Source organism: Ferruginibacter paludis, from assembly GCF_030409685.1.
Lineage (GTDB): Bacteria > Bacteroidota > Bacteroidia > Chitinophagales > Chitinophagaceae > Ferruginibacter > Ferruginibacter paludis.
Map to the genome: position 1 here is coordinate 442,756 of NZ_JAUFQJ010000008.1, position 14,167 is coordinate 456,922.

The window sequence follows — 14,167 nt, forward strand, 5'->3', positions numbered from 1 at the left end:
ATGGTAAACATATTAAAAAGTAACACAAAGTATATGCCGGTAATTTTTTTAAAGTCTGCGCCTGTTAAATTTATCTCACTCCAAAAAAATGTCTTTGCCATTGATGCCCTATTTTTGAAAAAAAATAAAACAACTGTTTATGATGACTGCAGGTACGCAAAAGGAAGAGAGTTTGCTCACAGAAGGTGATGTAAATTTCGCACCCTCCCGTAAAGGCTGGTACAAAATACTTGATACAACTACCATGGAATTACTGGACCGGGACAGTGAAGTTTTTTTGCATCAGTCCCTCTCCACCCCCTGCCTTGATGTGTTACAAAGTTGCGAAGGAATTTATATTACCGACGTAAGCGGAAAAAAACTGATGGATTTTCATGGCAACAATGTGCACCAGGTGGGTTACCGCAACGCGTATGTAGTTGATAAAGTAAAAGAGCAACTGGACATACTTCCCTTTAGTCCACGCAGGTATACCAATGCCGTTGCCATTGATTGTGCTAAAAAAATTACTTCGCTTTTACCACCTCCGCTTTCAAGGGTTTTGTTTGCACCGGGTGGTACAAGTACCATTGGCATTGCATTAAAACTGGCACGGGTGGTGACCGGAAAATATAAAGTGGTATCGCTGGCAGATTCTTTTCACGGCGCCTCTATTGATGCCATTGCGGCGGGCGGAGAAGAGCAGTTTAAAAGATACCTGGGGCCATTGATACCGAACACAGCCAACATTCCGCAGCCGACAGGCTACCGCAATACAAATGGTATTGAAGATGATATCGCCTACGCCAATGCATTGGAAGAAATTTTAAAAAAGGAGGACGGCGTTGGCGCATTCATTGCTGAAACTGTTCGCAATACTGATGTACAGATTCCATCAAAAGCTTACTGGCAAAGGATCAGGGAGATATGTACACAATACAATGTGTTGCTGATACTGGATGAAATACCCATCGCTTTTGGCCGCACGGGAAAAATGTTTGCGTTTGAACATTACGATATTGAGCCGGATATTGTTTGCCTCGGCAAAGGCCTTGGTGGTGGTGTTATTCCTTTCGCCGCTATGGTTTGCCGGGAAGAATACAACATTGCAGGCGATGTGTCGCTGGGGCATTATACACATGAAAAAAGTCCGCTGGGCAGCGCCGCCGCCCTGGCTATGATTGAATTCCTGGAAAAGGAAAACATCGTTGAAAAAGTACAACAAGATGAAATTTTTATGCGGGAACAACTGCAGCTGCTGAAAGAGCGTCACCCGGTTATCGGCGATGTGCGGGGCATTGGTTTGCTTTGGGGTATTGAACTGGTAAAAGATGCCGTTACAAAAGCAAAAGCTATTACCGAAGCAGAAAAGATCATGTATGAATGCCTCGCTAACGGGTTAAGTTTTAAAGTATCGCAGGGAAACGTTTTACAGCTATGCCCGCCCTTGATTATTACAAGAGAGCAATTAATGAATGCGATTACAATTATAGACAATGCCATCGCAAAAGTTTGCGGCACATAACATAATCCGTTTGTGCTCTGGAATCATGTTCTGCATAAAAGGAACAGATGCTGATTATTTTATTTTGTGACAGACCTTGTGTAAGGCTCATTCCTGTTAAAACGACAGCCCAATTTGATATACAACGACAATACACTTATTTTTGGGTAACCATTTTACCTGTTATGAAACCCTTATTTTTTTGCCTGCTGATTCTCTCCAGCATCGTTAATAATGTGAAAGCCCAGACCATAGCAGAACAAATGAAAAAAACACATCCCACCTGCAATGATGTGTTTTTAAATGCTGTTGAGGTATTTCCAACACTCTACAGGCAGAAGGCTTTTGATTCCATGCATACTGCCATCAACATCTGGAAAGATGCCTGTGGCGATAATGATAACATAACCTGTACCTCGCTATTGCTGTCTATACAACAGGCTACATTTAAAAAAGACTCCATCAGCACTTTAACCATCGGAGTATTGGAGAATTATGCCCGTTTATTTGCTTTCTATAAAAGATACACAGCACCTTATTATAAAAACGAAGCGGCCTTTTATAAATTCATTTCTATCTGGGCAAAGTTGCTGATGGAAGAAAGACCATTGGATGCAGCTGAAAAATTCATCTGCTCCGTTTTTACTGGTAATGTTACTGATCCGGTAACAGAAATAAAACACAATGCCGAAAAATATCCGGAGCTGGCGGCATTGGTATACCAAAACGATAAAGAACAAAGGAAAAAATCCCGGGTGAATGGCGCTTTTCTCATTGGTACCTGGGCTCCAAATGGTGATCTTAATATAATTGGCAATCATCCGGCAATCGGATTTCAATGGGGCTCAAGGAAAGACAAACAGGAGATTGATTTTACGATACAGTTTCGTTTTATAAAAAGTGCTAACCCTTATGTTATCAAGCGCAACAATACAATATATCAAAGCGATCATTTTTTTGGTGGCTATATCGGATTTGATTATACGTATTACCTGCTGAGTAGTCGCAAGAATGATCTTGGACTGCTGGCTGGTGTGGGATTTGATGGTTTTGATGTTTCCAAAACGAATGATCAGAATCTAAGGCCTTTATCTATTAATTCATTCAACGCCAATGGCGGATTAAGGTATAATTTTTATGTAACCCCCACTTTTTACCTTGGGTTGCAGGGCCGCTATAATGTAGTTAATTACTGCAATAGCGGCGGCAGCAGCCTGCAGGGAAATGCCTTTTCAATCGACCTGATTATTGGTGGTTATCACTCACGGTACGGCGGTTATTACTCCCGGTATGGCCGGTAATTTTGCAATAATTTATCGCACTGTTTGCTCTGATCCTTCCAACGGCCCCCTATAGCTTAACGGATCTATCTTAAAATGACGTGTATAAATATTTGCCTGCTGAAAAAGATTTTTCAGGCTGGTGGCAGTCGCTTCAAAATTTTTTCCATCTCTTGTATCAAAATCATTCAGCACCAAACCGGTTGCTTCTTTCATCATCGCCTGCGGATCATCCAGGTAATAGTACAGCACTGCCAGGTTATAATAACTTGCATAGCGGATTTTGCGGTCACGTTTTTTGCTGGAAGTATAGGTTTGTTTCACACTTTCAAAATAATCAATCACCGGTTTTAACTGCTCACGTGCACCTTCGATGGATTGGTTGGCATTCATCGAAAACAACACTTCTGTCAACTGCTGAAAAGCTTTGCGGTGGTCTTCATATTCCGGATGCTTTTTGTTGCCAACGATCCACATCATATCGTTTACCGTAACATCACTGTAACCAAAATTATCGGTGATGCGGTCACTCAGGTAGTGCATGGCCCTGTTAACGCAATTGCGGTACAGATCGCCGGTGGTGGTCATTGTGTTTAACACAAAATAACCTTCCGCCATTGGCCGGAAGGGAAATTCAGGACTTTTATAAACTTGCTTGTAACCACGATCGGCCAGTGCCTGGTCCATGATATGCATACCCTTGTAATCAGATATCATTGCCATCGCAGCAAACGTGTATACTACTTCCTCGTGGTATAAGGTACGTGTGCCCGTGATTTGCCCCAGGGTATTTTTAATATTTTCAACTCTCTCTTTAATCGAAACAGATTCCGGCAATAAATCCTCCAGCTTTACTTTGATAGTAATGTGGCCGTAGGCAGGAAGCTTTTTCCAGCCTTCCAGTATTACAGAGTTTTCTGCAACAGCAGGCTTCATAAATGGCTGCATCATCCGGCTGGTTTCCACAACTACATTATAAGTGTGATAAGTGCTGTCCAGGCGCATAGCAGGCAGCGAGTGAAACTGCACAGTGAAATTAAAACGATCGAGATCTACTCTTTGTGCAAGTGATATAAGAGGACAAAATACGAGGATAAACAGGTACTTTTTCATATAGAAATGGATTTTCTTTACCTGTTAACGTTTTTCTTCTATTATTATTTCCCCGGGTACTCTATGCTAAACGAATGACTTTGGTTCGACGCCAATTTTGCGGGTTCTGTTATTTCTCTAACTCAAGTGGTAAATCTTTTTCCTAGTCCCGCTTACCCGCATAGCTTACAATGATAGAGATAAAGGAGCCGGTCGCGAAATTTCCGATGGTTGCTGTAGCCAATATCATTCCCAACAAGTAAATGGGTTTAGTAGTTTGGTCCGGCGCTGCAGCTCCGTGCAATAGTTGCTGATCAGGCATTGAAGAAAATAAATGCGGGTTAAAAAACAACATTGCTATTACAGCAAAAATAACAGCCGCCAATATGCCGGCTAAGGTAGTAAGATAACCAGCCAGCAGCATGGACACCGCCCGTTTTTTATCATACCGGGTATACAAGAGTTTAAATTCGTAAAAAAAGATAGCTACCATAAAAAAAGGCAGCCCATAAAAAGATAATACAAATGCTGGTAACTGTTATGATGAAGAAATAAGCCGACTGCCACCGTATATAATGTGGCAGCGGCCGATCCAAACAGCAGGTATTCCTTTAAATAATGCCGGTCAAAAACAATACTGCTCATTCAATCTTTTGTACGTTTAATTAGTCAGTTTCACTTAAATGGTAGGTGTTCCGCCGGTGACCTGTACGGTTGAACCCGTCATATAACTTGAATCCTGCGATGCCAGCAATACATATACCGGTGCCAGCTCGGCGGGTTGCCCGGCTCTTTTTAACGGTGTATCCTTTCCAAAGTTTTGTACTTTTTCAACAGGCATGGTAGATGGAATCAACGGCGTCCAGATAGGCCCTGGAGCAACACAGTTAACCCGTATTCCCTTATCTGCCCAAAGCTGCGCCAGGCCGGATGTAAAATTTTGAATGGCACCTTTGGTTGAAGCATAAGCCAGCAAAGCCGGGGAAGGCCTGTATGCGTTTACAGATGTAGTATTTACGACCGTGCTGCCAGGTTTAAAATAAGGCTCCGCAGCCTGGCACAGGTAAAACATGGAATAGATATTTGTTTTAAAAGTATGATCCAGCTCTTCCGGTGTAATTTCCTGCAGTGATTCATGTGTAGCCTGGTAGGCAGCATTATTAATCAAAATATCAATCTCACCCAGCTCTTTTACCGATTGTTCAATCACATGTTTACAGTGCTGAGGATCGCTGATATCGCCGGGTATCAATATGGCCTTTCTGCCGGCTTCTTCCACATATCTGGCAGTTTCCTGTGCATCATCATCTTCGTTTAAATAAGAAATGGCTACATCTGCACCTTCCCTGGCAAATGCAATAGCCACGGCCCTTCCAATGCCGGAATCTCCACCGGTAATGATGGCTTTCCTACCCTGTAACTTGCCGGATCCTTTATAAGTCAGTTCGCCATGATCTGCGCCCGGCTGCAATAAATCTTCGTCTCCCGGTGGGGCCTGTTGCTGTTCCTCGTAAGGTGGCACAGGGTACTGTTCCCGGGGATCTTCCATCCGTTTTGCTTCACTGTTTTCTGTTGATATAATTGTCATGTTGGTCTGTTTTTTATAGTTATCGATAAGTTTAGATCGATTTAAAAAAGCAACAGAAACATGCCAAAATAATATGCGGTAAACAACCAGCAAACGCGGGCAGTTTGTGTTCATAATCTTACCCGGTTGAGGAGGAAAACTGCCATTAAAAAATTTGCTTAAACAAAGTGTTTGCCGGCTATGCCAGCGCCCTTATTATCCTGCGAATAACATTTTGAAATAATCGGTTGGTTGATTTTTTCTAAAGCAGCGCTGATGCAAGCAGTAATACAACTAACAGGCAGCAAATGCTCAACACGATGCTTAATAATGAAAAACTGCGGTAAGTTTGCTGCATACTCAGTCCGCTGAATTGCGATATTACCCAAAAGTAGGCATCGTTGGCATGGCTTACCATCATGGCCCCAGAAGCAGTGGCGCCTAATAATAAAGACAAAGAAAGCGGTTCCTTAAATCCTGCTATAAACGCAACGGGGGATAATATGGAGGTAGCGACAATGATGGCTGAAGTGGTTGAACCCTGTGCCGTTTTTAATAAACAGCCAATTGCGTAAGCGATCAGTAAAAAAGCCAGCGGGGAAAATGTGCCGCTGCTTACCCAATGCTGCACCAGGTCGGCCAGCGGCGTTTTTTTTAACACATTTCCAAACACACCACCAGCACCAACCAATATCAGTATAGGGCCTGCGTTTCGGATCGCTTCTGTTATCCAACCGTTGAAAACCGCGACTTCAGATTGCTTTACCAGCAATAAGGAAAGCAATAAACCGCTCAGTAAAGCTATTACCGGGCTTCCCAGGAAATGCAATCCATTTTTCAGCTGTTCATGCATTGGTACTATTTCGGTGGCAGAACCTGCGGCTATTAATAAAACAGGTACTATCACCGGCAATACACTTTTCCAAAAAACAGGAAGGTGCATTAGTTCTTCTTCCTGTATTTCTGCTGCCGCGTCGTGTTCGTTTACCACATTTAAAAAGCGGGAGGCAAATAACCAGCATATAATTGTAGTTGGAATGCTTACCGCCAGGCCGGTTAAAATAACAGTACCAAGATGTTGTCCTAAACCAAGATTGGCGGCACCCGCCAGTGCCCCGGGATGTGGTGGTAATAGTGTATGTGTAATGTATAACCCACCTGCCAGCCCGTTTACGATTGCAGTATACGATTTTTTTGTTTCCCGGCTCAAAGGTCTTGTCAGTCCGTTTAAAATAACAAAACCGCTGTCGCAAAAAATAGGAATTCCTATCACCGATCCGATAACCGTAATGGCTAACACCGGCCGGTTCTTTCCAACAAAATGAATGATGGAATCAGCAATACGCAACGTTGCACCTGTTTTTTCGAGTACGGTTCCAATGAGTGTTCCCAGCACCACGACCAGTCCGATATGCGTCATCATGTTGCCAAAGCCTTCATTGGCAGTAAGGGCAATATCTTTTACCGGCAAGCCCACAGCAATCCCCGTAAACAGCGCAGCAATCAGCAAAGCCAAAAACGGGTGCCATTTAAAACGGGAACAGGCTATTACGATAAACAAAATAGCAGCCGTTATAATAAGCAGTAAAGGAAAGCCTGTGACCATAATTAATAATGTTAATGGATAATGGATAATTTTTTAATGGACAATGAGTAGCATGTAGTATCAAATAAATTTTCCTGATCGCATCATTAAGTCTTTAACTATAATGAAGAAAGCTACAACCTGACAACATTATCCATTATTGATTATTCAATTATCCATTCGTTTTTATTTCTGCAATTACAATAACCAGGTCCATCACATTTGTTTGTGTAGGCCCGGTTCTAAACAGGCCGCCTGTTTGTTCAAAAAAATGATAAGCATCGTTGTTGTTTAAAAAGGCTGCTGCATCCAGTTTCTTTTCATTTGCTAATTCAATACTGTACTGGGCTGCTATAGCCCCGGCTGCATCCGTTGGTCCATCTGTTCCATCAGTACCGGCTGCTAAAAAAGTAAAAGTAAGGGTATCATTATTTGTATACATGCTCAATTCCAGTTGTGCACTCAGCGCCATTTGCTGGTTACGGCCTCCCTTGCCCTTGCCGGTTACAGCTACGGTAGTTTCGCCGCCCAGCAACCAGCATGCGGGCAGGTTTCCTGTATAATTTTTACATTGCCGCACCAGCGCAGTTCCCCGCTCAGCGGCGTCGCCATGTAACGTATTTTCAACCATGACTACGTTGTACCCCAACGTTTCAGCGCATGCTGCCGCAGTCTTTAAAGCGATGCTGTTGCTGCCAATAATATGGTTGTGCACGTGGTTAAACACCTTGTCAGTTAGCTTAGTTGTTTCTCTTATTTTTCCGTTAAGGCCCTCATGGATATAATCGCTCACAGCAGGCGGTAATTCAGTCATTGAATTATACTGTTTCAATATCCGCTCGGTGTCATAAAATGTAGATTGGTCTGCCACAGTCGGGCCGCTGGCGATGACGGATAAGTCATCTCCCGGCACATCTGATATAATAAATGAAAACCAACTGGCAAGCGGTGCATATTGTAATAATTGTCCACCTTTTACAGCAGATACATGTTTTCGCACTGTATTCATTTCATCAATCGTGGCGCCGCTTTTCAACAGTAGTTCGTATGTTGTTTGCAGGTCCTTTAAAGTTAAGCCTGCCGGTACGTCCACCCACAGCGATGATGCGCCGCCACTGAGGAGACAAATGATTAAATCACCTTTGCCTGCCTTACTTATTAATTCGATGGTCTGTGTTGTAGCTGCCACACCACTTTCATCCGGCACCGGGTGGGCAGCTTCTGCGCAAATGATTTTTTGCAGAGGAATGGCATGTTCATATTTTGTAACGATGATTCCAGAAGTAATTAAATTGCCCAGTATTTCTTCCACCGATTTTGCCATGGCCGCACTGGCTTTTCCGGCACCAATTACGTAAATATTTTGCAACCCGGCTATTGGAAATTGTTGGTTGAAAATATGCAATTTGTTATCGCTTATAAATAAATGCGCTGGTATTAATTGTGCTGGTTGCACTGAGGTCACTGCTGAGTTAAATATTTGTATGGCTTTGTCCCTTGTTGTCATATTTAATGCTGCATGCAATCATCCGCAACATACCAACTAATGCTAACTTAACCATAAATTATTATCAAGCCACGAAGATTGATTTTGAAATTTATTTCATATGCTGAACAGCAGATGCGACTACTTTTGCAACATCCGGCGGATCGATTGTTCTGCAATCAGGGCAGTTTTCTTTTCCTACACTATATCCATATTGCCACCATTCGGCCATCTGAACGGGATCAAAAATCAGGGAGTTGGTGGTGAGCTCCTTTTTTGAATAATAAAAATTAAGTTTAATTTTTTTATTCATTCCTTCCAGCCTGCCGATAATCAAATCATCTGTAACAATCTGGTTCAGCATAAAAGAAAACACCCTGGAAGTGAGATCCAGTGCATTGCGGATAGGCAATTTATTCACCGGGTTTTCATTTGTTTTTAAAACAATAATATCCAGTTCGGTAGCCCCTTTTTGAATGGCCTGGTAAATGGGCACAATGTTACCCATACCGCCGTCCGCATATTCATACCCGTTTTTTGTGACCAGGCTCATAAAAGGTACCAGCGAAGCGGAAGCCCAAACCCACTCACAAAAATCGGTATAAGTACAGTCCTTCGCTTCCTTATATTCCACTGCCATTGTATTGAGGTTAGACACTGTAATATGAACATCATTTTTTTTGATCAGCTCAAAATCACTTTCAGTGATGGTTTTAAAAATCAGGTCACGCAGGTTCTCACTTTCGCCGAATGTTTTCTTCCCCTCTAAAAACATTTTTACAATACCCAGGTGATTGATTTTTGTTTTATACACGTTCTTCTTCTTCTTTAACAAAAAAGGACAATTGTTAAAAATGTCATCCTGCGTAACAGTGGTAAAAACATGCTTTAATTTATCAGTATTACCAATGGATAAAAGCGGTACCAGCAGACTGCCGGTAGAACTGCCAATAAAAATTTTATAATCCCGCTTACATACATTTATCAGGTATTCAGCAATCCCGCCAGCAAATGCGCCTTTGCTGCCGCCGCCTGAAATAACAAGTGCTTTCATACATTATTTTACAAAAGGTAGTATTTTTTTGGCTGAATTTTTGATGCACATGAGTAGTTTTTTGTCCTTCAATTTAACTGATAACTGTCATTATTTTCCCTCAAAAATTCAGCGTAACTTGAAGCTTCGGTCCACCTTAAATTAAGTCATATGAAAAATGCAAAATTGTTCCCTCCCGGCTATTCCATTTACCCCGGTCAGTTTGTTCCCTTACTAAGTGAAACTGCGGTTAAGAAAGAACTTAAAAAATCTCATACCGGAAACAGGACCATGTATCCTGCTGTAAGCCTGGCCGACGAGGCAGACTATGTTAAGGTTGAAATAGCTGTGCCCGGTGTTGTGCGGGAAGATTTTGTAGTTTACGCTGACAAAAACTTTTTAACGGTTTGTGTAACGCATAAAGAATCGGGCATTCAACCACAAGAAAACGACGGGCAACCGGGCTTTAAAAACATCTTCTTTTATAAACGCATTGAATTGCCATTAAATGTGGATACTGCATTTATAAGTGCTGAATATAACAGCGGCGTACTGCATTTGCATATCCCCAAGTCAGTTGAGCCTGCAGCAAATATACATACCAGGATTGTGGTGTATTAATTTTTATTACCTGTTTTTACTTACAGCATGCATGGGAACATTTGTCATGCCAAACACTGCAGCCTGCATTTATCCATTCACGAAAGGCATAACCTTTGAGCCTATCAGCCCGATAGACTGCACTAATTTTTTGTGCGAAAGCCCGGCATTGTCCATCTGAAAAGTAAGTCTGGAAATACCACCCAGGGCCTCACTATGCCTTTTAATTTTTTCAGCTACTTCTTCAGGCCCTCCTACCAGTAAAGCTCCGAACATTCCGGTTTGCGCATTAAAGTGCGAACGGGTAACCGGCGGCCAGCCACGCTCCTTCCCTATCCTGGTAAACGTTTCAGCATAGCCGGGGTAATAGTCATCTACGGCTTCTTCCGTAGTGTTGGCAACGTAACCAAGCGAATGTAAACCTACGGTCAATTGTTCCGGCGAATGACCTGCCTTTTTTCCTGCGGCCCGGTACAGATCAACCAGGGGACGAAACCGGTGTGTTTCACCACCAATGATGGCAACCATTAAAGGCAGACCCAATGTACCGGCACGGACAAAAGAAGCCGGCGTTCCGCCAACACCGATCCAGACAGGCAAGGGATTCTGCAAAGGCCTTGGATAGATGGCCTGGTTATGTAAGGCCGGGCGAAACCTACCGGACCAGTTGACTGTTTCATTGGCACGGATTTTTAAAAGCAGGTCGAGCTTTTCGGTAAACAGTTCGTCATAGTCTTCCAGTTTTAATCCAAATAAGGGAAACGCCTCGGTAAAAGAGCCGCGGCCTACCACCATTTCTATACGGCCTTTGGAGATCAAATCCAGGGTAGCAAAATTTTGAAATACCCTAACCGGGTCAGCAGCACTCAATACCGTAACGGCGCTTGTAAGGCGAATGCGGTTTGTTTTAGCAGCCGCAGCAGCAAGTAGCACCGTTGGCGCAGCATCTAAAAATTCCCTGCGGTGATGCTCGCCTATTCCAAAAACATCCAGGCCGGCTTTGTCTGCAAAAACAATTCTTTCAATCAACTCATCTATCGCCTGCATGCTATCCGCTGCAGTACCGCCGGCCTTTGCTGACGCTGCGGCAAAACTATCAATTCCTATTTCCATTTAGTGTTTATTTAGCGTTAGCATAACTGTTTCGTCATGCAAATATAGTTGAATGAAGACAGGCATTCCAACACCAGGAGTAATCATTCCAACCCAAATTTATCGGGCAAAAGGACTGACAATACTCAATATTTTGCCGGACGATGGTCAGTGTTATTTAAATATAATGCGGGTAGCTTTCTGCCTACTAAACAGCAAGCTCATGAAAAATATTTTGCTCAATATCGTCATTTCCTTTGCCTGTCTCACAGCCACTCTCTCCCTGATGTCGGCAGGCTGCGACAACGAGGAAAGCAATACGGGATATCACTACGTTAACATACCTGGCTTTGAAGAGGCAGACTATATCCCAATGCTCAACAGCAGCAATGAGGAAATACAGTACAATGCGGTCTGTTATTTTGCCGGGCATAATTACTATGACCATTACCTGATGACCGATTCGCTCAGGAAGACTGGCAGTTATGATACTGCGCTGTTGTTATACCAGAAAATTTATCCGATGATGAATTCAAAAAATAGCTGGGTCAGCAGTGCTGCCGTTCTGTTTATCAGTAAGTTTCAATACAACCGCCCGGCTTTTGTAAACTTTGCCCTTACAAACACCAATCCTTCCAAAAACGTGCAGTTAGAAATAATCGCTGGGCTTTTGGAGGATTCTGCTAAAGACAGCCGGCTGCTACAGCAAAAGGTCAGCTTTCTGAAGCAGCAACCTTCCTGGCTGCTGCAAAACGGAGTGTACCAGTTAATAGGCGAACACGATTCGGTTTCTTCCGAACCATTGATCCATGAGTATAAAGAAATGAAGGACGACTATAAAAAAATACTGGTGCTGGATGTGCTGTGCAACCACATGACGGACAAAGTATTTTCGTTTGTTGCCAACGAATGGGCTTCCACAAAAAATGAGCGCATCAAAAAAATGATTTCATCCAATATTGTATTTGGCCATAATCACCAGCAGGTGCTAAACTGGTATGCAGCACATTGGCCGGTATTAGAGCAGAACATGGAAGAAATGATTGAAATGGCATCTGAAAACAAGACCCGCAACATCAGTAGTGAAATTATTGTAATGGCGCTATCCAGGGGATGGAAACCATCTTCGGTTCTGCAGAAAAAAGGGGAAAATGAAAATGAATATGACGGTCAACCGCGTTTGTTTATCACACTGAAGTTGCATCAGCCATACCGTGATAGCAGCAGCGATAAATATTCACCTGCATTAATTGGTATAGAAAACGTACTGCTCCAAAATCCATCTTTAAAAAATGAATGGCAGGCATTCGAAAAGCGATTTACCAAATATCCATTGCCATCAGAATTGATCAGCCAGCAAAAAAAATTAACTGCAACTTACCTGCAGCAAACTGCCATGTTGTTACAGCAATATAAAATCGATACGTCGGTGGCCAGTAATTTTATGCAGGGGATCAATTATCAGTTGAACGCATTGACGAGTTCGAGAATCAGCAGGAAAGAAAAAGAATAGGTGAGGTGGTAAGCACTATCGCTGATGAAAAGGTGTCACAAAAAAATCATGTACTTTTTGATTGAATTCGGCGGTGTGTTCTTCCAATGTTCCATGCCCCGAATCGGGCAATATCCATAAATAGGCATGTGGAATATGTTTAAAAATTTGAACCGTATGTTCAAGCACAATTAAGTCATGGTCGCCGCTGATGATCAGTGAGGGGCATTGAATGGCAGTCAAATCAGTTAATGGAATATTGGGTTGCAGCCAGTCGAGCATAAATATTTTCCAGTCATTTTTCTCTTTGGCATCGGTCATTTTCTTTGAGTGCAGGGCATCGTAATGATTTTGTTCATCTTTCCATAAAGAAGGAATCAGTGCAGTAGAATCCGGCCAAAGATTGGCACCTGTTGAAGCCAGCTTAATTACTTTACCCGGATGACGCATGGCCAGCGAAAGGGCTATAATACCCCCGTCGCTCCAACCAATTACATACGCTGAATCAATATGCATCTTGTCCAGTAATGCAGCCTCATCATCGGCCATCATTTCAAAACTCAGAGAGTCATTTGTATCTGTCGATTTACCATGCGCACGGCTATCGGTTACAATTACTTTATACTGCTTCGAAAAGTAAGGAATAATACTGGCCATACTGCGGATGCTGCCTCCGTTACCATGTATCATCAATAGCGGTTTACCATTACCGTATTCTTCTACATACATTTTCATTCCACGCACATCATAATATTTCGCCGCGGCTTTGTTATTGCCATAATTCGCTTTCACCTGTGCACTGGTGGTACCTGAAACAATTAAACTGAGCAATGCCAACAACCAATTTTGCATGACGATTATTTTTGCAGTAAAGATAAGATTGTCTTCACGTCAAAATACACCAGGCTGATTTATTGGGCGTACTGTACGCTCCAGCACATCATACTTTCATGTGCAATTTTTCCTGTATCCAGCCGGTTGAAAAGCCATAGATGACAAGCACAATAACCAGCACCACAATGATTGCCATTACAACTCCTGTTGAAGAATACCTGCTTCGGTGAGCCGGTTTGGCGTAGCTGGCACTGCCGTTCACCGGCAACGTTGTTTTGGCTTTAATCAGTTTACCTGCATACCGGTTGGTAAAAATATCTATCTCAGCTTGATTGCTTACGACCTGCTCAGCCAAAAAAATTTCCTTATTATCCATCAAATCGAATGCCTGTAATGTGGCAGGCAGATCTTCACTTCTTAAGTCCATTGCAGTAAATTTTAAAATTAAAAACTTACCTGTACAATTTTGCTGCCAAGGACATATTGTTCATTTAACAGGCTTATCAGAGACAACCTTCCCGCAGATGGCGCAGGTTGCCGCAAATATTGTTTAATTCATTGCTCTCTTTATAACAACTGTTTCTTAATGGAAGTCTGCTATTCTTCTCTATTAATCTGCGGGA

Annotated in this window: 14 protein-coding genes; 4 read left to right on the forward strand and 10 right to left on the reverse strand. The window is 42.6% G+C overall.

All coding sequences use genetic code 11. From position 1 onward, the window contains the following. The first annotated feature begins 139 nt into the window (after window positions 1-139). On the forward strand, window positions 140-1,504 hold the full coding sequence (locus QWZ08_RS17160) for an aspartate aminotransferase family protein (protein WP_290338731.1): 1,365 nt from the start codon (window positions 140-142) through the stop codon (window positions 1,502-1,504). A 164-nt stretch (window positions 1,505-1,668) separates the two neighbouring features. Then, window positions 1,669-2,784, forward strand: a complete 1,116-nt coding sequence (locus QWZ08_RS17165; protein WP_290338732.1) for a hypothetical protein — start codon at window positions 1,669-1,671, stop codon at window positions 2,782-2,784. Window positions 2,785-2,796: 12 nt separating this feature from the next. Here the strand turns inward: QWZ08_RS17165 and QWZ08_RS17170 are convergent, their stop codons facing one another. From QWZ08_RS17170 to QWZ08_RS17200, 7 genes are all read right to left on the reverse strand, one after another. Beyond that, window positions 2,797-3,876, reverse strand: coding sequence for a hypothetical protein (locus QWZ08_RS17170; protein WP_290338733.1), 1,080 nt, complete (start codon window positions 3,874-3,876; stop codon window positions 2,797-2,799). A gap of 142 nt (window positions 3,877-4,018) precedes the next feature. After that, entirely contained in the window at window positions 4,019-4,348 is a 330-nt protein-coding gene (locus QWZ08_RS17175; RefSeq protein WP_290338734.1) for a hypothetical protein, read from the reverse strand. Continuing rightward, entirely contained in the window at window positions 4,342-4,500 is a 159-nt protein-coding gene (locus QWZ08_RS17180) for a hypothetical protein (RefSeq protein ID WP_290338735.1), read from the reverse strand. The genes QWZ08_RS17175 and QWZ08_RS17180 overlap by 7 nt, the downstream gene beginning before the upstream one ends. Window positions 4,501-4,534: 34 nt before the next feature. Next, entirely contained in the window at window positions 4,535-5,443 is a 909-nt protein-coding gene (locus QWZ08_RS17185) for an SDR family oxidoreductase (protein WP_290338736.1), read from the reverse strand. Between the two features lie 241 nt (window positions 5,444-5,684). Continuing rightward, window positions 5,685-7,028 carry a GntP family permease gene (locus QWZ08_RS17190; protein ID WP_290338737.1) on the reverse strand — a complete coding sequence of 448 codons (1,344 nt, stop codon included), beginning with the start codon at window positions 7,026-7,028 and terminating at the stop codon, window positions 5,685-5,687. A 151-nt stretch (window positions 7,029-7,179) separates the two neighbouring features. Next, complete coding sequence (locus QWZ08_RS17195) at window positions 7,180-8,514, reverse strand: glycerate kinase type-2 family protein (protein WP_290338738.1); 1,335 nt, start codon at window positions 8,512-8,514, stop codon at window positions 7,180-7,182. A gap of 91 nt (window positions 8,515-8,605) precedes the next feature. Then, window positions 8,606-9,547: a patatin-like phospholipase family protein gene (locus QWZ08_RS17200; protein ID WP_290338739.1), complete on the reverse strand. Its 942-nt coding sequence runs from the start codon at window positions 9,545-9,547 to the stop codon at window positions 8,606-8,608. 150 nt (window positions 9,548-9,697) lie between these two features. Between QWZ08_RS17200 and QWZ08_RS17205 the strand changes: the two genes are divergently transcribed. Continuing rightward, window positions 9,698-10,147, forward strand: a complete 450-nt coding sequence (locus QWZ08_RS17205; protein ID WP_290338740.1) for an Hsp20/alpha crystallin family protein — start codon at window positions 9,698-9,700, stop codon at window positions 10,145-10,147. A gap of 69 nt (window positions 10,148-10,216) precedes the next feature. Here the strand turns inward: QWZ08_RS17205 and QWZ08_RS17210 are convergent, their stop codons facing one another. Continuing rightward, on the reverse strand, window positions 10,217-11,239 hold the full coding sequence (locus tag QWZ08_RS17210) for an LLM class flavin-dependent oxidoreductase (RefSeq protein ID WP_290338741.1): 1,023 nt from the start codon (window positions 11,237-11,239) through the stop codon (window positions 10,217-10,219). Between the two features lie 202 nt (window positions 11,240-11,441). Here QWZ08_RS17210 and QWZ08_RS17215 point away from each other — a divergent pair, with 202 nt between their 5' ends. Then, a complete protein-coding gene (locus tag QWZ08_RS17215) occupies window positions 11,442-12,731 on the forward strand; it encodes a hypothetical protein (RefSeq protein WP_290338742.1) in 1,290 nt (429 codons plus the stop codon). Window positions 12,732-12,746: 15 nt separating this feature from the next. Here the strand turns inward: QWZ08_RS17215 and QWZ08_RS17220 are convergent, their stop codons facing one another. Both QWZ08_RS17220 and QWZ08_RS17225 read right to left on the reverse strand, forming a co-directional pair. After that, window positions 12,747-13,562 (reverse strand): alpha/beta fold hydrolase, encoded by an 816-nt coding sequence (locus QWZ08_RS17220; RefSeq protein WP_290338743.1) that lies wholly within the window; start codon window positions 13,560-13,562, stop codon window positions 12,747-12,749. A gap of 88 nt (window positions 13,563-13,650) precedes the next feature. Beyond that, complete coding sequence (locus QWZ08_RS17225) at window positions 13,651-13,971, reverse strand: hypothetical protein (RefSeq protein ID WP_290338744.1); 321 nt, start codon at window positions 13,969-13,971, stop codon at window positions 13,651-13,653. Window positions 13,972-14,167 lie beyond the last annotated feature (196 nt).

Excerpts from the sequence above, each read along its gene's own strand:
- QWZ08_RS17220 (WP_290338743.1), bottom strand. The coding sequence starts at position 13,562 with ATGCAAAATTGGTTGTTGGCATTGCTCAGTTTAATTGTTTCAGGTACC.
- QWZ08_RS17225 (WP_290338744.1), bottom strand. The coding sequence starts at position 13,971 with ATGGACTTAAGAAGTGAAGATCTGCCTGCCACATTACAGGCATTCGAT.
- QWZ08_RS17175 (WP_290338734.1), bottom strand. The coding sequence starts at position 4,348 with ATGGTAGCTATCTTTTTTTACGAATTTAAACTCTTGTATACCCGGTAT.
- QWZ08_RS17180 (WP_290338735.1), bottom strand. The coding sequence starts at position 4,500 with ATGAGCAGTATTGTTTTTGACCGGCATTATTTAAAGGAATACCTGCTG.
- QWZ08_RS17170 (WP_290338733.1), bottom strand. The coding sequence starts at position 3,876 with ATGAAAAAGTACCTGTTTATCCTCGTATTTTGTCCTCTTATATCACTT.
- QWZ08_RS17190 (WP_290338737.1), bottom strand. The coding sequence starts at position 7,028 with ATGGTCACAGGCTTTCCTTTACTGCTTATTATAACGGCTGCTATTTTG.
- QWZ08_RS17200 (WP_290338739.1), bottom strand. The coding sequence starts at position 9,547 with ATGAAAGCACTTGTTATTTCAGGCGGCGGCAGCAAAGGCGCATTTGCT.
- QWZ08_RS17210 (WP_290338741.1), bottom strand. The coding sequence starts at position 11,239 with ATGGAAATAGGAATTGATAGTTTTGCCGCAGCGTCAGCAAAGGCCGGC.
- QWZ08_RS17205 (WP_290338740.1), top strand. The coding sequence starts at position 9,698 with ATGAAAAATGCAAAATTGTTCCCTCCCGGCTATTCCATTTACCCCGGT.
- QWZ08_RS17215 (WP_290338742.1), top strand. The coding sequence starts at position 11,442 with ATGAAAAATATTTTGCTCAATATCGTCATTTCCTTTGCCTGTCTCACA.
- QWZ08_RS17160 (WP_290338731.1), top strand. The coding sequence starts at position 140 with ATGATGACTGCAGGTACGCAAAAGGAAGAGAGTTTGCTCACAGAAGGT.
- QWZ08_RS17185 (WP_290338736.1), bottom strand. The coding sequence starts at position 5,443 with ATGACAATTATATCAACAGAAAACAGTGAAGCAAAACGGATGGAAGAT.
- QWZ08_RS17165 (WP_290338732.1), top strand. The coding sequence starts at position 1,669 with ATGAAACCCTTATTTTTTTGCCTGCTGATTCTCTCCAGCATCGTTAAT.
- QWZ08_RS17195 (WP_290338738.1), bottom strand. The coding sequence starts at position 8,514 with ATGACAACAAGGGACAAAGCCATACAAATATTTAACTCAGCAGTGACC.